Source organism: Streptomyces sp. NPDC088915 (genome assembly GCF_044749825.1).
GTDB lineage: Bacteria > Actinomycetota > Actinomycetes > Streptomycetales > Streptomycetaceae > Streptomyces.
In genome coordinates this window covers 261,273-286,821 of record NZ_JBIVIR010000014.1, presented here as the reverse complement: position 1 = coordinate 286,821, position 25,549 = coordinate 261,273, and the positions used below count along the sequence as shown (strand labels likewise).

Here is a 25,549-nt window from a genome sequence, read left to right as displayed (position 1 = left end):
GGTCCCCCCGCCCGGGGGGGCGGGGGGGGGGGGGGGGGTGGGGGTGGTGGGGGGGGCCCCCGGGGGGGGGCCGGGGGGGGGGGGGGGCGGGCCCCGGGGCCCCCCCCCCCGCGACACCCGCTGGTGGTGTCTTCGGTGCGCGCGCCGGGCGACGTGCGTCGGGCGACGCGTGTCGGAGGGCGCGCGTCAGGCGGTGGGCGTCAGACGGCGAGCGCCTGGGCCCGGCGCTTCACCTCCGTGCCGCGGTTCTCGCCGAGCGCCTGCGCGGGCGTGCCCGGCAGGCTCTCGTCCGGAGTGAAGAGCCACTCCAGCATCTCCTCGTCGGTGAAGCCGTCGTCCCGCAGGAGGGTCAGGGTCCCGGTGAGGCCCTTGACCACCTTGTCGCCCTGGATGAAGGCGGCGGGCACCTGGAGTGCGTTGTTCTCTCCGCGGCGCACGGCGATGAGCTGGCCCTCCTTGACCAGCTGCCGCACGCGCGTCACCTCGACATCGAGCATCTCCGCGATGTCGGGCAGGTAGAGCCAGGCGGGGACGAGAGCATCGATCTTTGCGTCAATCTCGGTCACGTGACAAGCCTGCCATCCCGGACCGACAGTCGGTAGTCGGGCCCGGGAGGTATCACGCCGATCGGACGAAACGCCCCTACCGGACCGCCGCCTTCAGGGGTACGGACGGGTCCGCCGCGCGGGCCGGGTCGACCGGGGTCGCGGCCTCGATCAGCTTCCGGCCCTGGGCCAGGTCGCGGGGGCGGCCGACGGCGAGGAGGGCCACCGGCGCGCCGGCGCGCAGCCAGAGCACCGACCAGGCCTCGTCCGCCGGGTCGCCGCGCCACAGCAACCGGTCCGCGCCCGCGTGGTGCCCCGCGTACTGGACGAAACGCCCGAACTGCTCGGACCAGAAGTACGGCACGGGGTCGTACGGGCCGGTGTCGGCGCCCGTGATCGCGGCGGCGACCGCGCGCGGGCCCTGGAGGGCGTTGTCCCAGTGGTGGACGAGGAGGCGCTCGCCGTAGCGGGCGGAGGGGAAGGAGGCGCAGTCCCCGACCGCGTACACGTCGGGCAGGGAGGTGCGCAGCCGGTCGTCGGCGGTGACGGCGCCGCTCGGGTCGAGGGCGATGCCGGAGCCGGCGAGCCAGCCGGTGGCGGGGCGGGCGCCGATGCCGACGACGACGGCCTCGGCGGGCAGTTCGCGGCCGTCGGCGAGGCGGACCCGGCCGGGTTCGACGGTGTCCACGCGCGCGTGGGTGAGGAGTTCGGCGCCGTTCGCCCCGTACCAGTCGGCCATGGGGGCGGCGACCTCGGCGGGCAGGGTGCCGGCGAGCGGGAGGTCCGCGGCCTCGACGACGGTGACGGCGCAGCCGGCCGCGAGCGCGGCGGTGGTGAACTCGGCGCCGATCCAGCCGGCGCCGACGACCACGACGGTGTGGCGGCGCTCCAGGACGGGCCCGAGGCGCACGGCGTCGTCGAGGGTGCGCAGCAGGTGGACGCCGGGGACGCCCTCGGAGCCGGGCAGGGTGACCGGGTGGGCGCCGGTGGCGATCACCAGGGTGTCGTACGCGACGGGTCCGGCCTCGGTGTCGACCTCGTGGTCGGCGGCGCGCAGCCCGGTGACGTCCACGCCGAGCCGGAGTTCGACGCCGAGGTCCTCGAAGTCGACCTCGAAGGCGGAGTCCTCGGCCTTCCCGAGGAGGACCGCCTTGGAGAGCGGGGGCCGGTCGTAGGGCTGGTGGGGCTCGGCCCCGACGAGGGTCACGGGGCCGGTGAAGCCCTGCTCGCGCAGGGCGACGGCGGTCTGGACGCCCGCCATTCCGGCGCCGACGACCACGACGCGCCGCTGGGTCTGCTTCTGCTCGCTCACACGGCCACCTTACGTACCTGACGGCCCGTCAGGGAGGGTGGGGTCCACGGCCCCCTCGTGGCGGGCGCGCGGCGGAAGCTAGTCTGGCGGGCGTAAAGCACTCGCGGGAGCCCGGACGCACCGGGCTGAGAGGGGGGCTGGCCGGCCTCCGACCGTACGAACCTGATCCGGGTCATGCCGGCGAAGGGAGGGGCTGGACGCCCATGCGTTCTTCCGATGTCCGAGAGGCCTCCGACGTGCGGGGGGTCGACGTCCTCGTGGTCGGGGGCGGCATCATCGGCCTGGTCACGGCCTGGCGGGCCGCGCTGCGCGGGCTGCGCACCGCCGTCGTCGACCCCGAGCCGGGCGGCGGGGCCGCGCGGGTCGCGGCCGGGATGCTCGCCGCCGTCACCGAGCTGCACTACGGCGAGGAGACCCTGCTCGGGCTCAACCTCGCCTCCGCCGCCCGCTATCCGGCCTTCGTCGCCGAGCTGGAGGAGGCGACCGGGCTCGACGTCGGCCACCGCGCCTGCGGCACCCTCGCCGTCGCCCTCGACGCCGACGACCGGGCGCACCTGCGCGAGCTGCACGCCCTGCAGGTGCGCTGCGGGCTCGCCTCGGAGTGGCTGAGCGGCCGCGAGTGCCGCCGCCTCGAACCGATGCTGGCGCCGGGGGTGCGCGGCGGCCTCCGGGTCGACGGCGACCACCAGGTGGACCCGCGCCGGCTCGCCGCCGCGCTCGTCGTCGCCTGCGAGCGGGCCGGGGTGGTCTTCCACCGGACGCTCGCGGAGCGGCTCGCGGTGCGGGGCGACCGGGCGCGCGGCGCGGTCCTCGCCGGGGGCGGGGAGCTGGCGGCGGGGCAGACCGTGCTCGCGGCGGGCAGCCTGAGCGGGCGGCTCGCGGGGGTGCCGGACGAGGTGCTCCCGCCGGTGCGCCCGGTGAAGGGCCAGGTCCTGCGCCTGCGGGTGCCGCCCGCGTACGCCCCCTTCCTCTCCCGGACCGTCCGGGCCGTCGTGCGCGGCAGCCACGTCTACCTGGTGCCGCGCGAGAACGGCGAGCTGGTCGTCGGCGCCACCAGCGAGGAGCTCGGCTGGGACACCACGGTGACGGCGGGCGGGGTGTACGAGCTGCTGCGCGACGCCCACGAGCTGGTGCCCGGGATCACCGAGCTGCCGCTCACCGAGACCCTGGCCGGGCTGCGCCCCGGCTCGCCGGACAACGCCCCGCTGCTCGGCCCCACCGCGCTGCCCGGTCTGCTGCTGGCCACCGGCCACCACCGCAACGGGGTGCTCCTCACCCCCGTCACCGGCGACGTCATGGCGGAGGTGCTCACCACGGGCGCCCTGCCCGACGAGGCGCGCCCCTTCACCCCCCGCCGTTTCTCCCCCGCCCCTCCCGTACGTCAGGAGCAGCCCGCATGAGCGCGAACCCGCCCGCCAACGACGTGACCGCGACCGTGACCGTGACCGTGAACGGGGAGGCGCGCGCGCTCTCCGGCCCCGTCTCCCTCGACGCCCTCGTCGCGACCCTGACCGCGGCCCCCTCCGGGGTGGCCGCCGCCGTCAACGAGACGGTGGTCCCGCGCGGCGAGTGGGCGTCGACGCTCCTCGGCGACGGGGACCGGGTGGAGGTCCTCACCGCGGTGCAGGGGGGCTGAGCGCGATGTCCGACGACGTGTTCGTCCTCGGCGGCACGGAGTTCTCCTCCCGCCTGATCATGGGCACGGGCGGGGCGCCCAGCCTCGACGTCCTGGAGCGCTCCCTGGTCGCCAGCGGCACGGAGCTGACCACGGTCGCCATGCGGCGCCTGGACCCGACCGTGCGGGGCTCGGTCCTCTCCGTCCTGGACCGGCTCGGCATCCGGGTCCTGCCCAACACGGCGGGCTGCTTCACGGCCGGCGAGGCGGTCCTGACCGCCCGGCTCGCCCGGGAGGCGCTCGGCACCGACTGGATCAAGCTGGAGGTCGTCGCCGACGAGCGGACCCTGCTGCCGGACGGCGAGGAGCTCCTGAACGCGGCGGAGACCCTGGTCGACGACGGCTTCACCGTCCTGCCGTACACCAACGACGACCCGGTCCTCGCCCGGAAGCTGGAGGACGTGGGGTGCGCGGCGATCATGCCGCTCGGCTCCCCCATCGGCTCCGGGCTCGGCATCCGCAACCCGCACAACTTCCAGTTGATCGCGGAGCGGGCGGGGGTGCCGGTGATCCTGGACGCGGGGGCCGGCACGGCGTCCGACGCGACGCTCGCCATGGAGCTGGGGTGCGCTGCGGTGATGCTGGCGTCGGCCGTCACCCGGGCGCAGGAACCGGTCCTGATGGCCTCGGCGATGCGGCACGCGGTCGAGGCGGGCCGGCTCGCCCACCGGGCCGGCCGGATCCCGCGCCGCCACTTCGCGGAGGCGTCCTCGCCGGTGGAGGGCCGGGCGCGGCTCGATCCGGAGCGCCCGGCGTTCTGAGGCCCGGGGCCCTCCGGGGCTCGTCACAGGTGTGCTGCGGTACGGGGCGGGCGCACCGGACGCGTGTGCGCGGCTCGTAGACTCGTCGCCGTGGACACGACCCTTCAGGACCCTCTCGTCGGGCGGCTGCTCGACGGCCGCTACCGCGTCGACGCGCGCATCGCCGTCGGTGGGATGGCCACGGTCTACCGGGCCGTCGACACCCGCCTCGACCGGGTCCTCGCGCTCAAGGTGATGCACCCGCAGCTCGCGGCCGACGCCGTCTTCGTCGAGCGGTTCATCCGCGAGGCGAAGTCGGTGGCCCGGCTCGCCCACCCCAACGTCGTCGGCGTCTTCGACCAGGGCGCCGAGGGCGCGTACGTCTACCTGGCGATGGAGTACGTGCCCGGCTGCACCCTCCGCGACGTGCTGCGCGAGCGGGGCGCGCTGGCGCCCCGGGCCGCGCTCGACATCCTGGAGCCGGTGCTCGCCGCGCTCGGCGCCGCGCACCGGGCCGGGTTCGTGCACCGGGACATGAAGCCGGAGAACGTCCTGATAGGGGACGACGGCCGGGTGAAGGTCGCGGACTTCGGTCTCGTACGGGCCGTGGGCTCGGCGACCGCCACCACCGGCTCGGTCCTCGGCACGGTCTCGTACCTGGCGCCGGAGCAGATCGAGCACGGCACCGCCGACACCCGCGCCGACGTGTACGCGTGCGGCGTCGTCCTGTACGAGATGCTGACCGGCGCCAAGCCGCACGCGGGCGACACGCCCGCCCAGGTGCTCTACCGGCACCTGAACACGGACGTGCCCGCGCCCTCGGCCGCCGTGCCGGGCCTGGCCCCGCAGCTCGACGGGCTGGTCGCGGCCGCCGCGGCCCGCTCCCCCGAGGCGCGTCCGCACGACGCCGCCGCCCTGCTCGGCCTGGTCCTGGAGGCCCGCGCCGCGCTCACCGACGCGCAGCTGGACGCGGTGCCGCCGCAGGCGCGGGACGGCGTCCGGGACACGGCCGAGGACCGGACGAGCGTGATCGCCCGCGCCGTGCCGGCCGAGGAGCGCACCAGCGTGATCGACCTCCCGCTGCCGCCGGAGGACGACGTCCGGGAGGTGCGGCACACCGGCCGGATGCCGGCGCCCGAGCCGCCCCCGGCCCCCACCGTCCCCGCCGCCCGCCGGCTGCCCCCGCGCGGCCCGCTGCTCGTGATCGCCGCCGTCCTGCTCGTCCTCGGCCTGGGCGCCGGGGTCTGGTACATCAACTCCGGCCAGTTCACCCGCGTCCCGGCCGTCCTCGGCCAGACCGAGGCCGCCGCCACCAAGCGGATCACCGACGCCGGCCTGGACGTCGGCACGACGAGGCGCGCCTTCAGCGAGGTGTACGAGCGCGGCACCGTCATGGCCGTCGACCCGGCCCCCGGCGAGCGCCTGCGGGGCAACGGCACGGTCGTCCTCACCCTGTCCCGGGGCCCGCGGGTCGTGAAGGTGCCCCGCCTCAAGAACAAGCCGCTCGCCGAGGCCCGCAAGGCCTTGGAGGAGGAGGGGCTGGCCCCGGGGGTGGTCACCCGCGAGTTCAGCGACTCCGTCGCCAAGGGGGCCGTGATCGGCTCCGACCCCGAGCCCGGCACCGAGCGCGCCCCCGACTCGGCGGTCGCCCTGGTCGTCAGCAAGGGCGCCCCGGTCGACGTGCCCGACGTGACCGGCGAGACCGTCGCCGACGCCACGGCCGCGCTCCGGGAGGCCGGGCTCACCGTCCGGGTCGCCCCCGAGCGGGTCGACTCCCCCGAGGACGCCGGCTCGGTCGCCGCCCAGTCCCTCCCGGAGGGCAGCCGCGCCGCCGAGGGCGACACCGTCACCCTCACCGTCTCCAAGGGCCCCGCGCTCGTCGAGGTCCCCGACGTGACCGGCGAGACGACCGAGGACGCGCGCACCGCCCTGGAGGACGCGGGCTTCGAGGTGAAGCTGAAGAAGTCCTTCCCGTACCTCGGCGACACGGTCGCGAGCCAGTCCGTGGAGGGCGGCTCCACCGCCCCCGAGGGCTCCACGATCACCCTCACGATCAAGGGACTGTAGACACCCATGCGCAACCCCGTCGGCGGCCACGTCCCCGTGGCCGGCGGTCTCGCCACGGTCGGCCTGGGCTACGCCCGCGAGCTGGGCGCCGAGACCGTGCAGGTCTTCGTCGCCAACCCGCGCGGCTGGGCCACCCCGGCCGGCAACCCGGCCCAGGACGAGCGGTTCAGGACCGAGTGCGCGCAGGCGTCGCTCTCGGCCTGGGTCCACGCCCCGTACCTGATCAACTTCGGCTCGCACACCGAGGCCACGGCGGAGAGGTCGGTGGAGTCGCTGCGGCACTCGCTGCGCCGGGGCCGGGAGATCGGGGCGAAGGGCGTGGTGGTGCACACCGGCTCGGCGACCGGCGGCCGGCCGCGCGCGGTGGCGCTCGCCCAGGTGCGGGAGCGGCTGCTGCCGCTGCTCGACGAGCTGACGCACCCGGACGACCCGGACCTGCTCCTGGAGTCGACGGCCGGGCAGGGCTCCTCGCTCTGCTCGCGGACCTGGGACTTCGGCCCGTACTTCGACGCCCTCGACCGCCACCCCAAGCTGGGCGTCTGCCTGGACACGTGTCACGTGTTCGCTGCCGGGCACGACCTGACGGGCCCGTCCGGGGCGGCGCAGACCCTCGACCTGCTCGTGGAGACCGTCGGCGCGGGACGGCTGAAACTGATCCACGCCAACGACTCCAAGGACGTGGTGGGCGCCCACAAGGACCGGCACGCGAACATCGGCGCCGGCCACATCGGCGAGGACGCCTTCCGGGAGCTGCTGCGCCACCCGGCGACGGAGGGGGTGCCGCTGGTCATCGAGACGCCCGGCGGCAAGGAGGGGCACCGGGCGGACGTGGACCTCCTGAAGAAGCTGCGCCCCTGAGGGTCGCCCGGGGGGTGACCGGCGGGGTCAGAGCTCGGGGCCGTCCCCCGGCTCCTCCTGGTACGAGTAGCGCTGCTCCCGCCAGGGGTCGCCGAGGTTGTGGTAGCCCCGCTCCTCCCAGAAGCCGCGCCGGTCGGCGGCCATGTACTCCACGCCCCGGACCCACTTCGGGCCCTTCCAGGCGTACAGGTGGGGGACGACGAGCCGCAGCGGGAAGCCGTGCTCGGCGGTGAGCAGCTCCCCGTCCTTGTGGGTGGCGAAGATCGTGCCGTCCGAGGCGAAGTCGGCGAGCCGCATGTTGGCGCTGTAGCCGTACTCGGCCCAGACCATCACATGGGTGACCTGGGGCGCGGGCGGGGCGAGCTCCAGGATCGTCCGGGCGGGGACGCCACCCCATTCGGCCCCGAGCATGCTGAACTTCGTGACGCAGTGCAGGTCGGCCACGACCGTGGAGAACGGCAGGGCCGAGAACTCCTCGTGGTTCCAGCACCGCTTGTCGCCGTCGGCCGTCGCCCCGAAGACGCGGAACTCCCAGCGGTCCGGCTTGAACCTGGGGACGGGCCCGTAGTGGGTGACCGGCCAGCCGCGCTGGATCCGCTGTCCCGGCGGGAGATCCGCCGCGAGGTCCGGCGAACGGTCCGACCGACCCGCTTCCCGGTGTACTCCGCTCTCCGGCTGACCCATGTCATCCATGGTGACAGACCGCAAGGGATGGTCATGACCAGGCGACCACTCCGACGACACCATTGGGGCAACTCCCACTAAGCCTGCACTTACTGGACGCCCCCCATTCGGGGTGCGAGGATGCGGCCATCCTGCCCAGTTATGGCGTAGACACACCGTGTGAAGTGGAAGGAGCCTGTGCGATGCAGGGCGACCCCGAGGTCCTCGAGTTCCTGAACGAGCAGCTGACCGGCGAGCTCACCGCCATCAACCAGTACTGGCTGCACTACCGCATCCAGGACAACAAGGGGTGGACGAAGCTCGCCAAGTACACCCGTGAAGAGTCCATCGACGAGATGAAGCACGCGGACAAGCTGACCGAGCGCATCCTGATGCTCGACGGCCTGCCCAACTACCAGCGGCTCTTCCACGTGCGGGTCGGCCAGACCGTCACCGAGATGTTCCAGGCGGACCGCCAGGTCGAGGTGGAGGCGATCGACCGCCTCAGGCGCGGCATCGAGGTCATGCGCGCCAAGGGGGACATCACGTCCGCCAACCTCTTCGAGGAGATCCTGGCGGACGAGGAGCACCACATCGACTACCTGGACACGCAGCTGGAGCTGATCGAGTCGCTGGGCGAGGCGCTCTACATCTCGACGCTCGTCGAACAGCCGAGCTGAGTCCCGCCAGGGGTCGGGCGGCCCAGGTCAGGCGGCTTCCCCGAGGACGGCGGCGGGAGCGACGGCGGTCTCGGCCGCCAGGGCCGGAACGCCCCGGTCCACCAGCTCGCGCCGGGGGCAGTTGCCGCGCCCGAGGATGGCCTGGATGCGGCGGACGCAGGAACCGCAGTCCGTGCCGGCCTTGCAGGCGGAGGCGATCTGCCGGGGCGTGCAGGCGCCCGCGTCCGCGTGCTCCTTGACCTGCTTCTCCGTGACACCGAAGCATGAGCAGACGTACACGCGGTTCACCTCCCGCCGAGATCGTTTAGGTTAACCTAACCTTACCCGGCGGACCGAGGCCGTAAAAGACCTGAAAACGAGGATGGGGCGCGGATCACAAGGATCCGCGCCCCGTCGTCGTAGGAAACCACTTACTGATCGCGGTACATCTCCGCCACCAGGAACGCCAGGTCGAGCGACTGGCTGCGGTTCAGGCGGGGGTCGCAGGCCGTCTCGTAGCGCTGGTGCAGGTCGTCGACGAAGATCTCGTCGCCGCCGCCCACGCACTCGGTGACGTCGTCACCGGTGAGCTCGACGTGGATGCCGCCGGGGTGGGTGCCCAGCTCCTTGTGGACCTCGAAGAAGCCCTTGACCTCGTCGAGGACGTCGTCGAAGCGGCGGGTCTTGTGGCCGGAGGCGGCCTCGAAGGTGTTGCCGTGCATCGGGTCGGTGACCCAGGCGACGACCGCGCCGGAGGCGGTGACCTTCTCGACCAGCTCGGGGAGCTTGTCGCGGACCTTGTCGGCGCCCATGCGGACGATGAAGGTCAGCCGGCCCGGCTCGCGGTCCGGGTCGAGGCGGTCGATGTAGGTGAGCGCCTCGTCGACCGAGGTGGTCGGGCCCAGCTTGATGCCGATCGGGTTCGCGATCCGCGAGGCGAACTCGATGTGGGCGTGGTCGAGCTGGCGGGTGCGCTCGCCGATCCAGACCATGTGGCCGGAGGTGTCGTACAGCTTGCCGGTGCGCGAGTCCGTACGGGTCAGGGCGCCCTCGTAGTCGAGCAGCAGCGCCTCGTGGGAGGCGTAGAACTCGACGGCCTTGAACTCGGCCGGGTCGGTGCCGCAGGCCTTCATGAAGTTCAGGGCGTTGTCGATCTCGCGGGCGAGCGCCTCATAGCGCTGGCCCGAGGGGGACGACTTCACGAAGTCCTGGTTCCAGGCGTGCACCTGGCGCAGGTCGGCGTAGCCGCCGGTGGTGAAGGCGCGCACCAGGTTGAGCGTGGAGGCGGAGGCGTTGTACATCCGCTTCAGGCGCTCGGGGTCCGGGACGCGGGCGGCCTCGGTGAAGTCGAAGCCGTTGACCGAGTCGCCGCGGTACGTCGGCAGGGTCACGCCGTCGCGGGTCTCGGTTCCCTTGGAGCGGGGCTTGGAGTACTGCCCGGCGATGCGGCCGACCTTCACCACGGGCACGGAGGCCGCGTAGGTGAGGACGGCGCTCATCTGGAGCAGCGTCTTGAGCTTGGCCCTGATGTGGTCGGCGGACACGGCGTCGAAGGCCTCGGCGCAGTCGCCGCCCTGGAGCAGGAACGCCTCGCCACGGGCGACGGCTCCCATCCGGGCGCGCAGCTGGTCGCACTCGCCGGCGAAGACGAGCGGAGGATACGACTCGAGGTCCGCGATCACGTCGCGCAGAGCCTCGGCATCGGGGTACTCGGGCTGCTGCGCCGCGGGCAGGTCTCGCCAGGTCGCCTCGGCGACGGCGTGGGAATCAGCGTTCACGGTCACACGGACAACATTACGGGGTTCTTCGTCCGGTCCTGTCCCACCGACCAGTGGCTGAGACGACTGCCCGGAATGTCGGCCGTTGATCTTCATGTCGGTGAGCGGTGCTAGTCTCGGGCCCGTTTCTCGACGACACAGTTCTCGACAACACGGTCGAACACAGGTGAACACAGGGGTGGGTGGCGTGAGCCGGAGACACCGCAGGGACCGCAAGAGGAAACGACTCTTCTACGGAGCGGCGGCGGCGGTCGCCGCCACCGTCACGATCGGCGGCCTCGCGGTCGCCTCCCCCGGCCTGCTGGACGCGGCGGGCGAGGGCGGGCCGGGGCGGGACGCGACCCTCCAGGAGCAGTTCGCGAGCGCGGCGCGCGAGTTCGACGTGCCGCAGAGCGTGCTGATGGCGGTGTCGTACCAGCAGACCCGCTGGGAGTCGCACGACGGCGAGCCGAGCACGACCGGCGCGTACAACGTGATGGGGCTCACGAAGGTCGAGCCGGAGGACGTCGCGCAGAAGGTCACCGACGAGCAGATCGACCACTTCGACGGCTCCGGCCGACCGGAGATCGCGAAGAAGTTCGACCGTGAGCAGGTCCGGCGCATCCTGGAGAAGGCGCTCGTCGACACCGACGACCCGCGCCTGCACACCCTGGACAAGGCCGCCGAACTGATCGACAGCTCTGCCGAGACCGTCCGGAACGACACCGGCGCGTCCGTCCGGGCCGGTGCCGCGCTGCTCGCCGACTACCAGAAGCAGGCGGGCGCCGAGCTGTCCGAGGAGCCGGGCGACTGGTACCCGGCCGTGGCGCGCTACAGCCAGTCGCCGGAGAAGAAGGGCGCCGACCTCTTCGCGAAGCGCGTCTTCGAGTCGATCAAGGAGGGCGAGCGGGCGGTCACCCTCGACGGCGAGCAGGTCGCCCTGCCGGCCGACCCGTCGGCGGATCCGGTCAAGCCGGCGAACGTACCGCTGGCGGCGAGCTTCGCGAGCACGGCGACGGTCCCGACCCCCGAGTGCCCCGCAGGCCTGAACTGCGTCTTCGTGCCGGTCAGGACGGACCCCGGCGGCTCGCGCAACTACACCCCGGGCGACCGTCCGAACCAGGGCATGGACATCCGCCAGATCGTCATCCACGACACCGAGGGCCCCTATCAGGGCTCGCTCGACGTGCTGACCGACCCGAAGGGGATCGGCAGTGCCCACTACCTGATCCGTGCCCAGGACGGCCAGGTCACCCAGATGCTGGAGAACAAGCAGCTGGCGTGGCACGCGGGCAACTGGACGCACAACATGCACACCATCGGCGTGGAGCACGAGGGCTTCGCCATCAAGGAGGGGAGCTGGTACACCGAGCCGCAGTACCGTTCCTCCGCGGAGCTGGTGAAGTTCCTGGCCAAGAAGTACGGCGTGCCGATCGACCGCGAGCACATCATCGGCCACGACGAGGTGGCGCTCCAGACGGACGCCGGCCTCAAGGACCTCCACTGGGACGCGGGCCCGTACTGGGACTGGAACTACTACATGTCCCTCCTGGGCGCTCCGCAGGGCGACAAGGGAGCGGGCGGTCTGCTCCGGGCCGAGCAGGTGGTCCGCGTGGTGCCCCCGTTCACCACGGCGAACCAGCCGAAGCTGACCCACGAGGACGAGGCCACCAAGGAGATCCTGGACGCCTCGCCCCGGCCGTCGAACTTCGTCTACCTCCACACGGAGCCGTCGACCGCCTCGGCGACCCTCACCGACCCCTACTTCTCGTCGCTGTGGACCCTGGGCTCGAACTACGGCAACAAGGTCCGCGCCGGCGGCCTCTACGTCGTGGCCGAGACACGGGGGGACTGGACGGCGGTCTGGTACGCCGGTCAGAAGGCCTGGTTCCAGAACCCCGGCGGCCAGTACACCGTCCCGGTGTCCGGCGCTACGACCGTGAAGGTGGCGGCGGGCCTGTCCTCCGCCACGGTCTACGGCCGGGCCTTCCCGGAGACCGCCGCCTACACGGCCGCGGGCCTGCAGCCCCCGGCCAACGACGGCGCCTACCTCACCAAGTTCACCTTCGCCCCCGGCCAGGCCTACGTGAAGGCCGGTCCGGCGGTGAAGGGCGACGAGTGGTTCGGCTCCGCCCAGAAGAACGTCATCGGCTCCACCCTGTACGTGCCGATCCGCTTCCACCACAAGATCGTCTGGGTGAAGCAGAGCGAGGTCACCGAGGCCCCCGGCGCCGCCCCGGTCGCCGCCGACAACCGCTACAACCTCCTCGCCCGGGACGCCTCCGGCGTCCTCTGGCAGTACCAGGGCACCGGGACCGGCGGTGCCACCGCGTTCCTGGCGCGGTACCGGGTCGGGGCCGGGTGGAACGCGTACGACGCCCTCACGGCCATGACCGCGCTCCGCGCGGACGGCACCGGGGACGCGGTGGCCCGCGAGCCCTCCGGCACGCTCTGGTACTACCAGGGCACGGGCAACCCGTCCGCGCCGTTCCGGGCCCGGCTCAGGACCGGCGGCGGCTGGCAGGTGTACGACCGGATCCTCGGCGTCCGCGATCTGGACGGCGACGGCAGGGCGGACCTGATCGCCCGGGAGAAGGCGGGGACGCTCTGGTACTACCAGGGCACCGGCAACCCGGCCGCCCCGTTCAAGGCCCGGCTCAAGGTCGGTGGCGGCTGGCAGACGTACAACGAGATGATCAGCACCGGTGACCTGAGCGGGGACGGCAGGCCCGACCTCGTCGCCCGCGACGCCGCCGGCGTGCTCTGGTACTACCAGGGCACCGGCAAGCCCACCGCGCCGTTCGCCGCCCGCGTCCAGGTCGGCGGCGGCTGGCAGACGTACAACGGGATGGTGGGTCCGAGCGACCTGGACGGTGACGGCCGGGGGGACCTCGTCGGCCGGGACGCCAAGGGGCTGCTCTGGTTCTACAAGAGCACCGGCAAGCCCACCGCGCCGTTCGCCGCCCGCGTCCAGGTCAGTCCGGGCTGGCAGATCTACAACCTGATCTTCTGATCGGACCGCGGCCCGACCGGGGCCCGGCCCGCACCGTCCACGGTGTGGACCGGGCCCCGTTTCCGTGCCCGGCCGGGTTACAGTGCTCGCATGTACGCGCACCTGAACCAGGACTGGTGGTGGACCGCTCATCCGGCGGCCCACTGACTGCGCGTACACCGACACACGCGAAGGCCGCCCGAGGGGCGGCCTTTCCCGTATCCGGGGCCGTTCCTCTCCGCACACCAATGGAAGGAACGACGGACCCCATGGACCTCTCCCGTCTGCTCGACGACTCCTGCCCTCCCTTCGCCCTGCTGCGCAGGCGCACCCCGGGCCGCGACCACGACACCGTCGAGGTGCTGATCGGCCGGGTCCACGAGGCCGAGCGCCTCGCGGAGCTGCCCGTGGGCCCGCTGCCGACGCTCGCGCTCGTGCCCTTCCGGCAGATCCGGGAGCGCGGCTTCGACGTGCGCGACGACGGCACCCCGCTCTCCGTCCTCGTCGCCGACGAGGCCCACGAGCTGCCGCTCGCCGAGGCCCTGGAGCGGCTCCCCGCGCACGACGTGCGGGTCGAGGGGGGCGGGTTCGACGTCTCCGACGAGGAGTACGCGGAGACCGTGCGGCGGGTGATCGACGAGGAGATCGGCTCCGGCGAGGGCGCGAACTTCGTGATCCGGCGCACCTACACCGGGGAGGTCCCGGGCTTCGGACGCGCCGACGCGCTCGCCCTGTTCCGGCGGCTGCTCGCGGGCGAGCGGGGCGCGTACTGGACCTTCGTCGTGCACACCGGGGAGCGGACGCTGGTCGGGGCCAGCCCCGAGGTGCACGTGCGGATGTCGGGCGGGACGGTCGTGATGAACCCGATCAGCGGCACGTACCGCTACCCGGCCGGCGCCGCCCCCACCCCGGAGGACCTGCTCGCCTTCCTCGGCGACCGCAAGGAGACCGAGGAGCTGTCCATGGTGGTGGACGAGGAGCTGAAGATGATGTGCACGGTGGGCGACCGGGGCGGGGTGGTGATCGGCCCGCGCCTGAAGGAGATGGCCCACCTCGCCCACACCGAGTACGAGCTGCGCGGCCGGTCGTCCCTGGACGTGCGGGAGGTGCTGCGGGAGACGATGTTCGCGGCGACCGTGACCGGGTCGCCGGTGCAGAACGCCTGCCGGGTGATCGAGCGCCACGAGGCCGGGGGCCGCGGCTACTACGCGGGGGCCCTCGCCCTGCTCGGCACGGACGGGACCGGCGCCCAGACGCTGGACTCCCCCATCCTGATCCGTACGGCCGACATCGCCGCCGACGGGCGGCTGCGGGTGCCGGTCGGCGCGACCCTCGTCCGGCACTCGGACCCGGCGGGCGAGGTCGCCGAGACCCACGCCAAGGCGGCCGGGATCCTCACCGCGCTCGGGGTGCGGGAGGGCCGGCCGGCGGCGGAGGACCCCGTCGCTCCCCGGCTGGCCGACGACCCCCGGGTGCGGGCCGCGCTCGACGCGCGCCGGGCGGACCTGGCGCCGTTCTGGCTGAGGATGCAGGTCCGGTCCGCCGAGCTGTCCGGGCACGCGCTGGTGGTGGACGCCGAGGACACCTTCACCGCGATGCTGGCGCACGTCCTGCGCTCCTCCGGTCTGGAGGTGTCGGTGCTGCGGTACGACGAGCCGGGGCTGCGGGAGCTGGCGCTCGCGCACGAGGGGCCGGTCGTCCTGGGCCCGGGGCCCGGCGACCCCTCGGACGCGGCCGACCCGAAGATGCGGTTCCTGCGCGGCCTGACGGCCGATCTGGTCCGGGACCACCGCCATGGCCTGCTGGGGGTGTGCCTCGGCCACGAGCTGATCGCCGCCGAGCTGGGCCTGGAGATCGTCCGCAAGCGGGTGCCGTTCCAGGGCGCCCAGGTGCGGATCGACCTCTTCGGGCAGGAGCGGACGGTCGGCTTCTACAACAGCTTCACCGCCCGCTGCGACGACCGGGCGGCCGAGGAGCTGGCGCTGCACCGGATCGAGGTCAGCCGCGACCCGGGGACCGGCGAGGTGCACGCCCTGCGCGGGCCCGGCTTCGCCGGGGTGCAGTTCCACCCCGAGTCGGTCCTGACGACGGAGGGCGCGGCCCTGACGGCCTCGCTCCTCGCGGGCGTGCTGGTCTGAGGGCCCGGAGGTCCCCGGGGTCCGGCGGCCGGGTCAGCCGGCCCTGGGGACCAGGACGTTCTCGCTGCGCCGGCCCGCCGTGTAGTCGAGGACGTTGCGCAGGGTGGTGTCGACGATCTGGCCGACGGCGTCCGTCGTGTAGTACGCCTGGTGGGAGGTGACCACCACGTTCGGGAAGGTGACCAGGCGGGCCAGGGTGTCGTCCTCGACGGCCTCCAGGGACTTGTCGAGGAAGAAGAGCCCGGCCTCCGCCTCGTACACGTCCAGGCCGACGCCCGCGAAGCGGCCGGCGCGCAGCTCGGCGACCAGGGCCTCGGTGTCGACGAGCCCGCCGCGGCTGGAGTTCACCAGGATGGCGTCGTCCTTCATGGCCTTGAGGGCGGTGGCGTCGACGAGGTGCCGGGTGGCGGGGAGCAGCGGCACGTGGAGGCTGACGAGGTCCGCCTCCGCGAAGAGCCGCTCCTTCTCGACGTACCGCATGCCGAGGTCGACGCAGGCCGGGTTCTCGGCGACGTCCCAGCCGAGCAGCTTCATCCCGAAGCCGTGGGCGATCCGGGTGAAGGCCTCCCCGATCTTGCCGGTGCCGAGGACGCCGACCGTGCGTCCCCGCAGGTCGCGGCCCATCAGCCCGTCGAGCCGGAAGTCGAAGTCGCGGGTGCGGTTGGACGCGCGGACGATCCGGCGGTTGACGGCCATGGCGAGGGTCCAGGCGAACTCCGCGACCGAGTACGGCGAGTAGTACGACACCCGGGCGACGGTGAGGCCGAGGCGCTCGGCGACCTCCAGGTCGATGTTGTTGAAGCCCGTGGAGCGCTGGGCGATCATCTGGGTGCCGCCGGCGGCGAGGGTCTGCAGGACGCGGTGGTCCAGGACGGCGTTGACGCTGGTGGAGATGATCTCGTAGCCGGCCGCGATGCGGGCGGTGTCCTCGGTGAGGAAGACGTCCAGGCAGTGGACGTCGTGGTACCCCTCGAAGGCCCGCTCGATGAGGGGCCTCTCGTCCGCCTGCACGCCGAATGCCAGGATTTCCACGGTTTCCCCTCGTTGTCCGCTCTCTGCGGTCCCTCGCGGTGATGGGCCGTATACGCACGCATGTGTCTCGTACGCGTGAATATACGGCCCCCGTGGTCACCGCGCCGGGTCCCGGGAACCGGGTCCCCGGAGGTTTCTACGCCTCGTCGAGACCGCGCTCGATGGCGTACCGGACGAGCTCCACCCGGTTGTGGAGCTGGAGCTTGCCGAGGGTGTTCTGGACGTGGTTCTGCACCGTGCGGTGGGAGATGACCAGGCGCTCGGCGATCTGCTTGTAGCCGAGGCCCTTGGCGACGAGCCGCAGGACCTCGGTCTCGCGCTCGGTGAGCCGGGGGGCGCTCGGCTCGCCGCCGCCGGAGGCCGGGACGGGCTCGGAGGCGAGCCGGCGGTACTCGCCCAGGACCAGACCGGCCAGGCCGGGGGTGAAGACGGGATCGCCGACGGCCGTGCGCCGCACCGCGTCGATCAGCTCCTCCGTACTGGCGGACTTGAGCAGGTAGCCGGTGGCGCCGGACTTGACCGCCTCCAGGACGTCGGCGTGCTCGCCGCTCGCCGAGAGGACGAGGACCCGGAGGTCCGGCCGGGCCCCGACGAGCTCCTTGCAGACCTGGACGCCGGGCTTGACCGGCAGGTTCAGGTCCAGGACGAGGACGTCGGGGGCGGCGGCCGCCGCGCGCCGCACGGCCTGCTCGCCGTCGCCCGCGGTGGCGACCACGTCGAAACCGGACTCGGCCAGGTCGCGGGCGACCGCGTCCCGCCACATCGGGTGGTCGTCGACGACCATCACCCTGATCGGCTGCTCGTTCACTGCTTTCCTGCCTTCCCCCGTGGGACCTTCAACTCGACTTCCGTGCCCTGCCCGGGGACCGAGACGACCTCGGCGCTGCCGCCGAGGTCCCGCAGCCTCCCCCGGATGGAGAGGGCGACGCCCATCCGGCCCTCGTCCTCCGCCTGCGCGAGGCGTCCGTCCGGGATGCCGGGCCCGTCGTCCCGGACGGTGACGACCACCTCGTCGGACCAGTCCTCGATCAGGATCCAGGCGTGGGCGTCCTCGCCCGCGTGCACCCTCACATTGTCCAGGGCGGCGCCGACGGCGGCGGCCAGCTCGCGGGCGGCGGGCGGCGGGAGGAGGACCGGCGCGCCCGGCTCGGAGAGGGTGGTCCGGGACCCGGCGCGCGGGGCGATCAGGGCGCGCAGGTCGACGGGGGCGGAGCCGTCGGCCTCGTCGTCCACCTCCACGACCCGGACCACGGCCCCCTCGGACTCGTCCTCGGAGACCAGGCTGGGCCGGGCGAGTCCGCCCGCCACCAGGGTGCGCAGGGCCACCTCCTGCTCGCCCGCCATCCTGCCGAGGTCGGCGGCCTCGCCGCCGAGCGCGGTGCCGCGGCGCTGCACCATCGCGAGGACCTGGAGGACGCTGTCGTGGATGTCGCGGGCGAGCCGCTCCCGCTCCCGGGTGGCGGCCTCGATCTCCAGGGCGCGGGCGAGGGTGCGCTCGGAGGCGCGGGCGACCTCGACGACGTACCCGATGGCGATGGAGGCGACCCAGACCAGGATCACGTTGTGGACGGTGTCCCGGGTGGGGTGGCCGCGCTCGACGATGTTGGCGACGGCGACGAGGGAGGAGGCGAAGCCGGCCCAGCGCCAGCCGCCCTTGATGGCGAACGCGAGGACGGAGCCGGCGGTCCATATGGAGGGCAGGGTGGGGCCGTCGACCGACCGCGCGTGGGCGTCGGCGAGCGGGGTGAGGAGGATGCCGGTGAGGGCGACGGCGAGGTCGGCGACCAGGAAGCGCCGGGTGCACCCGGCCGCGTTCGCCACCTTGGGGAGGGTGGCGAGGTTCCAGACGCACATCGCCGTCAGGTAGACGACGCCGACCCAGGGCCGCTCGTACCGCTCGCTGCCGAAGACGAAGATCAGGACCGCGTAGACCATCGTCAGGACGCGGTATCCGGTCAGCGCCCGCCACAGCGGCTGCTCGACCGACATGCGTACGACGCGCTCGCGTCCGGCCATCTCTCCCCCGCCCCCCGGCACCCCCGACGGGGTGGTCCTTCCCGCGCCCCGGACTCCTCCGGGGCGGTGCCTGCCTACGCGCCCGACTCCTCGCGGGCGGCGATCTCGGCCTTCACGGCCTCCTTGGCCGCCTTCTCCGCCTCCGCGATCTGCCGCTTGGCGGCGGTCGCGTAGATGTCGACGTACTCCTGGCCGGACAGCTTCATGATCTCGTACATGACCTCGTCGGTCACCGAGCGGAGGATGAAGCGGTCCCCCTCCATGCCCTGGTAGCGGGTGAAGTCCAGCGGCTTGCCGATCCGGATCCCGGGGCGCATCAGCTTGGGGACGAGCTTGCCGGGCGGCTGGATCTTCTCGGTGTCGATCATGGCGACCGGGATCACGGGCGCGCCGGTGGCCAGGGCGACCCGGGCCAGGCCGCCGGGCTTGCCCCGGTAGAGGCGCCCGTCCGGCGAGCGGGTGCCCTCGGGGTAGATGCCGAAGAGGCCGCCGCCCTCGATGACCTCGATGCCGGCCCTGATGGCCGCCTCGCCGGCGCCCCGGGCGCCCGAGCGGTCCACCGGGAGCTGGCCGACGCCCTTGAAGAAGGCGGCGGTGAGCTTGCCCTTCACACCGGGGGTGGTGAAGTACTCGGCCTTGGCGATGAAGGTGACCTTGCGGTCCAGGACGGCCGGCAGGAAGAAGGAGTCCGAGAAGGACAGGTGGTTGCTCGCCAGGATGGCGGGGCCGTCGGCGGGGACGTTCTCCAGGCCCTCCACCCAGGGCCGGAAGGCGAGTTTCAGGGACCCGCCGAGGGAGAACTTCATTGCGCCGTAGATCAACTCGCCATGCCTTCCGTGTGCCGTAGGGCCCCGACTTTATCCCGTACCGGCGTACGCCCCCCGCTACGGCCCTGGTCGGTGTCGGTCCGGTCGCGTACGGTGAAGTCCCTTCCCCACTTTCCGTCGCTCCGGCGCACCGGAGGCGCACCCAGACCGCCTCCGGGGACGCGTCCGGGGGCGAACGCGAAGCCGAGCGAACAGGAGACCCCGGTGCCGGTCCTTCCCGGAGCCGAGCCGTACCGCCATGAGGGCGGAGAGGTCGGCGTCCTTCTCTGTCACGGATTCACCGGTTCCCCGCAGTCGATGCGCCCGTGGGCCGAGTACCTGGCCGAGCGCGGTCTGTCGGTGTCGGTGCCGCTCCTGCCGGGGCACGGCACCCGCTGGCAGGACATGCGGATCACCACCTGGCACGACTGGTACGCCGAGGTGGACCGGGCGCTGCGCGAGCTCCGGGAGCGGTGCGGGACCGTCTTCGTCTTCGGCCTCTCCATGGGCGGGGCGCTCGCACTGCGGCTCGCCGCCCGGCACGGGGACGCGGTGCGGGGGCTCGTCCTGGTCAACCCGGGGAACAAGGTGCACGGCGTGGCCGCGCACGCCCTTCCGGTCGTCCGGCACCTGGTCCCCACCACGAAGGGCGTGGCCAACGACATCGCCAAGGAGGGCGTGACCGAGGTGGGCTACGACCGGGTGCCGCTGCACTCGGCGTACTCGCTGCGTCAGTTCTTCCGTACGGTGGACGGGGAGCTGCCGCAGGTCACGCAGCCGCTGGTGCTGCTGCACAGCCCCCAGGACCACGTGGTGCCGCCGGCCGACTCGGCGAGGATCCTGAGCCGGGTCTCCTCGACGGACGTCCGGGAGGTCCTGCTGGAACAGAGCTACCACGTGGCGACGTTGGACCATGACGCGGAGCGGATCTTCGACGAGAGCCGGGCCTTCGTCGAGCGTCTCGCGCCGGAACCGGTCGGCGGGAAGGGGAGCAGGAGCGGTGGCTGAGCAGCAGGACGGCGGAGACCGGGAGCCGCAGCCCATCGACGAGGAGGCGGCCTGGGCCGCGATCGTCGCGGGGTACGGCGAGGAGCCCGCGGACCCGCCGGGGACGAAGCCGTTCCGGCCGATCGAGAACCTGTCGCTTCCGGAGCCGGAGGACCTGGACGAGGGCGGGGACGGGGCCGGGACCGGGGACGGGAAGGGTGGTGCCGCGCCCGCGCCGGGGGCGGCCGGGAAGCCGGACCTGGTCTGGAAGCCGAAGAAGGACGGCGGGGCGGGGACGTCCGGGGCCTCCGGGACTTCGGGGGGGTCCGGTGCCTCCGGGACGTCGGGTGCCTCCGGTGCCTCCGCTGCCTCCGGATCGGACGAGGAGGCGGGAACGGGCGAGGAGGCGGACGGGGCCGGTCCGGAGAAGCCGGTGCTCGGCGGCTCGATCGTGTTCGCGCCCGGGGTGCGGCCCGCCGGCCCCCGGGACCACTCCCCCGCCGAGCCGGAGGAGGGCTCCGGGGGCGCCGACGGCTCCGACGAGGGCCACTTCGTGCCGCCGGAGCCGCCCCCGCTGCCGGAGGCGGACGCGACGGCCAGGTTCGCCTGGCTCGGCGTGATCGGCGGCCCGGTCCTGCTGCTCGTGGCCGTCCTGCTCCAGTGGGACATGACCTGGTGGCTGACGACGCTCTGCGTGGGCGGCTTCCTGGGCGGCTTCGCGACCCTGGTCGCCCGCATGAAGCACGACGACGACGATGACGACGGCTTCGACGACCCGGGCCGCGGGGCGGTCGTCTAGAGAGGTCCCGGGTCCTGCGCGGCGGGCACCCGGACCGCCGCGAGGACCGGCAGGTGGTCGGTGGCGGCCCTCAGGTCGGCGGGGTCCAGGTCCGTCGGGACCCCGCAGCCGAGGAACTCGATCCCGGGGGTGGCCAGGACCGCGTCGATGCGCTGGTGGGGGTCCTCGGGGGTCGAGGTGTGCTCGCCGCCCCACGGGCTGACGGCCCAGCCGTCCCGGAGCCGCTCGGTGAGCCGGGTGAAGGCGGGGCCGCCGGGCCGTTCGTTGAGGTCGCCCGCGACGAGGGCGTACGGGGTGCCGAGTGCGGCGACCCGGTCGAGGACCATGCCGGCCTGGGCGTACCGCTCGTCCTCGCGCAGGCTCAGGTGGCAGCTGACCAGGCCGACCCGGGCCCCGGCGAAGCGGACGACCGCCGTGGCCAGGCCCCGGCGGTGCAGGCCGGGGGTGAGCGGGAGGAGCACGTCCTCGGTGCGCTCCACGGTGGCCCGCAGGGAGCAGAGCAGCAGCGGTCCGGCGGCGGTGGCGCCGCCGCTCAGGACGACGAGGTCGCTCTTGGCGGCGAGCCGGGCGGCGTGCTTGCGCCAGCGGAAGAAGCGCGGGGCCTCCTGGACGAAGACGACGTCGGGGGCGCAGGCCCGGATGACCCGGGCGAGGGCGTCCTCGTCGTCGCGCATCGAGCGGACGTTGTAGCTCAGGACCCGGAGGACGGCCGAACCGTCGTCCTCGGTGCGGGAGTTGGGCAGTTCGGTGATCGCCATGGAAGTCAACATACGACGACCGCCCGCCGGGTCCGGGGGGACGCGGCGGGCGGTCGTCGTACGGCTCCGCGCGGATGCTTCCGTACGGGTCAGCCCTGGCGGGCCAGGTCCGCGGCGCCGACCAGGCCGGCCTTGTTGCCGAGCTGGGCGGCGAGGACCTGGGCGTGCGGACGCCACTGGCCGCCGATCAGCCAGCGCCGGAAGGACTTGCGGATCGGGTCGAGGACGAGGTCGCCCTCGTCCGAGACGCCGCCGCCGACGATGAACGCCGAGGGGTCGAAGAGCGAGGCCAGGTCGGCGAGGCCGGCACCGGCCCAGCGGGCCAGCTCCCGGAAGGAGTCGACGGCGACCGGGTCGCCGGCGCGGGCGGCCTGGCTGACGTGCCGGCCCTCGATGCCCTCGGGGGTGCCGTCGCCGAGGCCGAGCAGGACCTCGGCGTTCTCCGGGGTGGCGTTGGCGCGCTGCCGGGCGTACCGGACGAGGGCGCGCCCGGAGGCGTACTGCTCCCAGCAGCCCTGGCTGCCGCAGCCGCAGAGCAGGCCGTCGGGGACGACCCGGATGTGGCCGAATTCGGCGGCCACGCCGAAGCGGCCGCGGCGCAGCTTGTTGCCGATGATGATGCCGCCGCCGAGGCCGGTGCCGAGGGTGATGCAGATGACGTCCTCGTGGCCCTGGCCGGCGCCGAAGCGGTACTCGCCCCAGGCCGCGGCGTTGGCGTCGTTCTCGACGACGACGGGCAGGCCGACGCGCTGCTCGACCTTGTCCTTGAGCGGCTCGTGCCGCCAGTCGATGTTCGGCGCGAAGAGGACGGTGGCGCGCTTGTCGTCGACGTAGCCGGCGGCGCCGATGCCCACGGCCTCGATCGCGTGGCCCGTGCCGGCCTCGGAGACCGCCGTGCTGATCGCGTCGACGATGCCCTCGGGGGTCGGCGGGGTGGGCACCTTGTGCGTGTCGAGGATGTTGCCCTCCTCGTCGACCACGCCGGCCGCGATCTTCGTGCCGCCGATGTCGACGCCGATGGTGAGTCCCATGTGTCCCTCAGTTTTCGGTCGAGCCCCGCTAGCGCCCACCGTACCCGAGGGGGAGGCCCGTCCTGATCAATCCAGGTCGATGTGCTGGCCGGTTCCGGGCCCCTCGCCGTCCTCGCGGGGCGTCCGCGGGGGCTCTTCGGAGGGGGTGTCCTTCCGGGTCCAGCGGGTCTCGTGGCCCTCGACGGCGGAGCGGTACGCGGCGAGGATCTCGTTGCCCGCGGCGGCGAGGTGGTCGAAGACCTGCGGGTTGCGCTCGACGACGGGCTCGACGGCGGCCTTCGCCTGGTCGACGAGCTGCTGGACGGTGCGCGCGGCCTGCCCCGCGAGGAGCGGGTTGCCGAAGCCCTCGGAGACCTTGCCCGCGACGGCGTCGAAGAGCTTGCGGAACTCCTCGGCGGCCGATCCGGGCCCGGCCCCGCGCTCGGCCCGGCGACGGGCCTTCTCCGCCTCCAGGTCCTCGGCACACGCCTCGGCCCAGGCGTCCGGATCGCTCATGGCGCACTCCTCGGTCGGCTGTACTTCGACGGTACACGGGCGTCAGGGGGTGCGGGGCCAGAGTCCGGGGTCGGGGGTGAAGCGGACGCGGAGGTCGCCGTCGACGAGGCCGGCGCCGGTGACGGTGCAGCGGCGCAGGGCGCCGGGCAGGGGGAGGTTGCGGCGGAACGGCCCGGCGGTCAGGAGCAGCTCGTCGCCGCGCCGGACGAGGGAGAGCTCCTCCTTGACGGCGCCGGGCAGGGGGAGGTGCCAGACCAGGACGCCGTCCTCCTCGCGCCGGTCCTCGACGGTCCACTCGGGCACGGGGGCGGGCGCGGCGTCGGTCCGGGCGGGGGCGAGGAGGGCGAGGTCGTCGGCCCCGCGCGGGGCGCGGCCGAGGTGCGGGAGCTCGTGGAGCGCGGCGCCGGCGGTACGGAGCTCCGCCAGGTGCCGGTGCTGCTCGGCGGTCAGTCCGGCGAGCCAGGGGTCCTCGGAGCCGGCGGGAAGGAGCCGGTTGGCGACGACGGCGTCGAGGGGGAGGCGGTGGAGGGCGAGGCCGAGGCGGGCGGTGCGCAGGGCGCGGGTGGCGGCGGGCCCGGGTTCGAGGACGAGCCGGACGGTGGTGGCGGGGTCCTCGACGACGGCCTGGACGGCGGCGAGTTCGGCCTCCCAGCGGGCGGTGGTCTCGTACAGCCACTGCGCGGGCATGGGGACCCCGGCGAGCTGGGCGAGCATCGGGCGCAGGGCGCGGGCGGCCTGCCGCTCCGGGGGCAGGAGCCGGCTCAGGTAGCGGCGGAGCTGCTCGGGGAGCGCGAGGGCGGCGAGGGCCTCGGGGAGCGGGGGCAGGTCGACGACGGCGAGCTCGTGGTCGCCGTCGGCGGCCTCGCGCAGGGCCCGCAGCAGGGCGAAGGGGCGGCTGCCGGGCAGCTCGGTCAGCTCGGCGTCCTCGAAGGGAGCGGCGCCGAGCAGGTCGAGGGCGACGCCGGAACGGGCCTGGAGGGCGAGGAACTCGCGGCGGAAGTCGGCGGCGGGCTCGGGCCGCAGCACCCGGAGGCCGCCGTCGTCCGGCAGCCCCTCGGCGTCCTCGGAGACGAGCAGCACCCGCCGCCCGGCCCGCGCCTCGGCGAGAGCGGTCGCGGCGGCGACGGTGGTGCGCCCGGCGCCGCCGAGGCCGGTGACAAGGATGATCCGCATGCGGAGGACGCTACCTGCCTCCGGCGGGGGCGGGCCCGGGACCCCTGGGGCGAAGCCCCTACGGGACGCGACCGCAACCGGGGGCGCACCGCGCCGGCCCGGCGGTCACGGGAGGCGGCACGTGCCCCGCCGCACGGGGACGGCCCTCACTCCCGGGGCCCCGGACCGGCCGGGCTCTGCGCCGGCGCCGGTGGCACACCCGACGTGGAGGCACGCCCGGCGTGGAGGCGTACCCGGCACGGAGATCCGCCCGGCACGGAGGTGCGCCCGACGTGGAGATCCGCCCGGCACGAAGGCACACCCGACGTGGAGATCCGCCCGGCACGGAGACACGCCCGGCACGGGGCCCGCCCGGCACGAAGGCGCACCCGGCACGGGGCCCGCCCGGCACCGGCACGGAGGCACGCCCGACGCGGGGCACACCTGGCACCGGCACGGGGCCCGCCCGGCACCGGTGCGGAGCGCGCCCGGCACGGGGCACGCCCGGGGGTCGTACCCCCGGAGCCGTACCCGCCCCGCCGCGCAGCGACTACGCGCCGGATTCCACGCGCTTCTTCAGGCCCGCCAGGGCGCGGTCGATGATGACCTTCTCGGCCTTGCGCTTGATCATGCCGAGCATGGGGATCTTGACGTCGACGGTCAGCTGGTAGGTGACCTCGGTGCGCCGGCCGCCGTCGAGCGGGGTCAGGCGGTAGGAGCCGTCGAGGGAGCGGAGCATCTGGGACTTGACCAGGGTCCAGCTGACCTCGTCGGCGCCGGTCCAGGTGTACGCGAGGGTGTGGTCGTCCTTGATCGCGCCCGCGTCGAGGAGCAGCCGGACCTTCTCCGCGCGGCCGGCGGCGTCCTTCTCCAGGACCTCGGCCTCCTTCACCTCGCCCGTCCACTCGGGGTAGCGGGCGAAGTCGGCGATCACGCCCATGACGTCGGCCGGCGCCGCCTCGACGGTGATGCTCGAGCTGGTGTGTTCGGCCATCGCGGTGGCTCCTCCACTGTGCGGTCCGGCGGAAGTCAAGGGGGCACAGACGTGCCGACGGCAGGCTATCGCG

The 25,549-nt window shown here is 73.8% G+C and carries 25 protein-coding genes and 1 riboswitch; of the genes, 11 read left to right on the top strand and 14 right to left on the bottom strand.

Annotated features, from left to right (window positions below):
* Positions 1-200 precede the first annotated feature (200 nt).
* Complete coding sequence (locus ACIP5O_RS25445) at positions 201-566, bottom strand: Rv2175c family DNA-binding protein (RefSeq protein ID WP_053640476.1); 366 nt, start codon at positions 564-566, stop codon at positions 201-203.
* Positions 567-642: 76 nt separating this feature from the next.
* On the bottom strand, positions 643-1,806 hold the full coding sequence (locus ACIP5O_RS25440; RefSeq protein WP_401296982.1) for an NAD(P)/FAD-dependent oxidoreductase: 1,164 nt from the start codon (positions 1,804-1,806) through the stop codon (positions 643-645).
* A gap of 144 nt (positions 1,807-1,950) precedes the next feature.
* Positions 1,951-2,063, top strand: a riboswitch (TPP riboswitch).
* Here ACIP5O_RS25440 and thiO point away from each other — a divergent pair.
* The 5 genes from thiO to ACIP5O_RS25415 all read left to right on the top strand — a co-directional run bounded on the left by thiO (position 2,061) and on the right by ACIP5O_RS25415 (position 7,197).
* On the top strand, positions 2,061-3,257 hold the full coding sequence (thiO, locus tag ACIP5O_RS25435; protein ID WP_401296959.1) for a glycine oxidase ThiO: 1,197 nt from the start codon (positions 2,061-2,063) through the stop codon (positions 3,255-3,257). It overlaps the preceding riboswitch by 3 nt.
* On the top strand, positions 3,254-3,493 hold the full coding sequence (gene thiS, locus ACIP5O_RS25430; RefSeq protein WP_401296957.1) for a sulfur carrier protein ThiS: 240 nt from the start codon (positions 3,254-3,256) through the stop codon (positions 3,491-3,493). The genes thiO and thiS overlap by 4 nt, the downstream gene beginning before the upstream one ends.
* Before the next feature lie 5 nt (positions 3,494-3,498).
* Complete coding sequence (locus tag ACIP5O_RS25425) at positions 3,499-4,293, top strand: thiazole synthase (RefSeq protein WP_401296955.1); 795 nt, start codon at positions 3,499-3,501, stop codon at positions 4,291-4,293.
* 90 nt (positions 4,294-4,383) lie between these two features.
* A complete protein-coding gene (pknB, locus tag ACIP5O_RS25420) occupies positions 4,384-6,339 on the top strand; it encodes a Stk1 family PASTA domain-containing Ser/Thr kinase (RefSeq protein ID WP_401296953.1) in 1,956 nt (651 codons plus the stop codon).
* Between the two features lie 6 nt (positions 6,340-6,345).
* Positions 6,346-7,197, top strand: a complete 852-nt coding sequence (locus tag ACIP5O_RS25415) for a deoxyribonuclease IV (RefSeq protein WP_401296951.1) — start codon at positions 6,346-6,348, stop codon at positions 7,195-7,197.
* 27 nt (positions 7,198-7,224) lie between these two features.
* Here the strand turns inward: ACIP5O_RS25415 and ACIP5O_RS25410 are convergent, their stop codons facing one another.
* Positions 7,225-7,881, bottom strand: coding sequence for a sulfite oxidase-like oxidoreductase (locus tag ACIP5O_RS25410; RefSeq protein ID WP_125658346.1), 657 nt, complete (start codon positions 7,879-7,881; stop codon positions 7,225-7,227).
* Between the two features lie 182 nt (positions 7,882-8,063).
* Here ACIP5O_RS25410 and bfr point away from each other — a divergent pair, with 182 nt between their 5' ends.
* A complete protein-coding gene (bfr, locus tag ACIP5O_RS25405; protein ID WP_401296949.1) occupies positions 8,064-8,540 on the top strand; it encodes a bacterioferritin in 477 nt (158 codons plus the stop codon).
* A 27-nt stretch (positions 8,541-8,567) separates the two neighbouring features.
* Here the strand turns inward: bfr and ACIP5O_RS25400 are convergent, their stop codons facing one another.
* Together ACIP5O_RS25400 and ACIP5O_RS25395 are read right to left on the bottom strand one after the other, a co-directional pair.
* Positions 8,568-8,828, bottom strand: coding sequence for a bacterioferritin-associated ferredoxin (locus tag ACIP5O_RS25400; protein WP_401296947.1), 261 nt, complete (start codon positions 8,826-8,828; stop codon positions 8,568-8,570).
* A gap of 122 nt (positions 8,829-8,950) precedes the next feature.
* Positions 8,951-10,303, bottom strand: a complete 1,353-nt coding sequence (locus ACIP5O_RS25395) for a class II 3-deoxy-7-phosphoheptulonate synthase (RefSeq protein WP_030205619.1) — start codon at positions 10,301-10,303, stop codon at positions 8,951-8,953.
* Positions 10,304-10,484: 181 nt separating this feature from the next.
* Between ACIP5O_RS25395 and ACIP5O_RS25390 the strand changes: the two genes are divergently transcribed.
* The 3 genes from ACIP5O_RS25390 (at position 10,485) to ACIP5O_RS25380 (ending at position 15,406) form a co-directional block, all read left to right on the top strand.
* Positions 10,485-13,289: an N-acetylmuramoyl-L-alanine amidase gene (locus tag ACIP5O_RS25390; RefSeq protein ID WP_401296944.1), complete on the top strand. Its 2,805-nt coding sequence runs from the start codon at positions 10,485-10,487 to the stop codon at positions 13,287-13,289.
* 90 nt (positions 13,290-13,379) lie between these two features.
* The gene (locus ACIP5O_RS25385; protein ID WP_356543873.1) at positions 13,380-13,436 is read left to right on the top strand and encodes a trp operon leader peptide; all 57 of its coding nucleotides are present in this window, start codon (positions 13,380-13,382) and stop codon (positions 13,434-13,436) included.
* 101 nt (positions 13,437-13,537) lie between these two features.
* On the top strand, positions 13,538-15,406 hold the full coding sequence (locus ACIP5O_RS25380) for an anthranilate synthase family protein (RefSeq protein ID WP_401296943.1): 1,869 nt from the start codon (positions 13,538-13,540) through the stop codon (positions 15,404-15,406).
* Positions 15,407-15,439: 33 nt separating this feature from the next.
* Here the strand turns inward: ACIP5O_RS25380 and ACIP5O_RS25375 are convergent, their stop codons facing one another.
* The 4 genes from ACIP5O_RS25375 to ACIP5O_RS25360 all read right to left on the bottom strand — a co-directional run bounded on the left by ACIP5O_RS25375 (position 15,440) and on the right by ACIP5O_RS25360 (position 19,275).
* Positions 15,440-16,438 carry a 2-hydroxyacid dehydrogenase gene (locus ACIP5O_RS25375; RefSeq protein ID WP_401296941.1) on the bottom strand — a complete coding sequence of 333 codons (999 nt, stop codon included), beginning with the start codon at positions 16,436-16,438 and terminating at the stop codon, positions 15,440-15,442.
* Positions 16,439-16,574: 136 nt separating this feature from the next.
* Positions 16,575-17,222, bottom strand: a complete 648-nt coding sequence (locus ACIP5O_RS25370; RefSeq protein WP_401296980.1) for a response regulator — start codon at positions 17,220-17,222, stop codon at positions 16,575-16,577.
* Positions 17,223-17,242: 20 nt separating this feature from the next.
* A complete protein-coding gene (gene macS / locus ACIP5O_RS25365; protein WP_401296939.1) occupies positions 17,243-18,454 on the bottom strand; it encodes a MacS family sensor histidine kinase in 1,212 nt (403 codons plus the stop codon).
* Between the two features lie 74 nt (positions 18,455-18,528).
* Positions 18,529-19,275, bottom strand: a complete 747-nt coding sequence (locus tag ACIP5O_RS25360) for a 1-acyl-sn-glycerol-3-phosphate acyltransferase (RefSeq protein WP_183953177.1) — start codon at positions 19,273-19,275, stop codon at positions 18,529-18,531.
* A 210-nt stretch (positions 19,276-19,485) separates the two neighbouring features.
* Between ACIP5O_RS25360 and ACIP5O_RS25355 the strand changes: the two genes are divergently transcribed.
* Both ACIP5O_RS25355 and ACIP5O_RS25350 read left to right on the top strand, forming a co-directional pair.
* The gene (locus ACIP5O_RS25355) at positions 19,486-20,268 is read left to right on the top strand and encodes an alpha/beta hydrolase (protein WP_401296937.1); all 783 of its coding nucleotides are present in this window, start codon (positions 19,486-19,488) and stop codon (positions 20,266-20,268) included.
* On the top strand, positions 20,261-21,046 hold the full coding sequence (locus tag ACIP5O_RS25350; protein WP_401296936.1) for a hypothetical protein: 786 nt from the start codon (positions 20,261-20,263) through the stop codon (positions 21,044-21,046). The genes ACIP5O_RS25355 and ACIP5O_RS25350 overlap by 8 nt, the downstream gene beginning before the upstream one ends.
* Here the strand turns inward: ACIP5O_RS25350 and ACIP5O_RS25345 are convergent.
* The 5 genes from ACIP5O_RS25345 to ACIP5O_RS25325 all read right to left on the bottom strand — a co-directional run bounded on the left by ACIP5O_RS25345 (position 21,043) and on the right by ACIP5O_RS25325 (position 25,476).
* Positions 21,043-21,804: an endonuclease/exonuclease/phosphatase family protein gene (locus tag ACIP5O_RS25345; RefSeq protein WP_401296934.1), complete on the bottom strand. Its 762-nt coding sequence runs from the start codon at positions 21,802-21,804 to the stop codon at positions 21,043-21,045. The two genes, ACIP5O_RS25350 and ACIP5O_RS25345, sit on opposite strands and share 4 nt — an antisense overlap.
* A gap of 89 nt (positions 21,805-21,893) precedes the next feature.
* Complete coding sequence (locus ACIP5O_RS25340; RefSeq protein ID WP_365541074.1) at positions 21,894-22,835, bottom strand: ROK family glucokinase; 942 nt, start codon at positions 22,833-22,835, stop codon at positions 21,894-21,896.
* 66 nt (positions 22,836-22,901) lie between these two features.
* Positions 22,902-23,330 carry a DUF5304 domain-containing protein gene (locus ACIP5O_RS25335; protein WP_401296931.1) on the bottom strand — a complete coding sequence of 143 codons (429 nt, stop codon included), beginning with the start codon at positions 23,328-23,330 and terminating at the stop codon, positions 22,902-22,904.
* Positions 23,331-23,372: 42 nt separating this feature from the next.
* Entirely contained in the window at positions 23,373-24,503 is a 1,131-nt protein-coding gene (locus ACIP5O_RS25330) for an ArsA-related P-loop ATPase (RefSeq protein WP_401296929.1), read from the bottom strand.
* 529 nt (positions 24,504-25,032) lie between these two features.
* Positions 25,033-25,476 (bottom strand): SRPBCC family protein, encoded by a 444-nt coding sequence (locus ACIP5O_RS25325; protein ID WP_121828477.1) that lies wholly within the window; start codon positions 25,474-25,476, stop codon positions 25,033-25,035.
* Positions 25,477-25,549 lie beyond the last annotated feature (73 nt).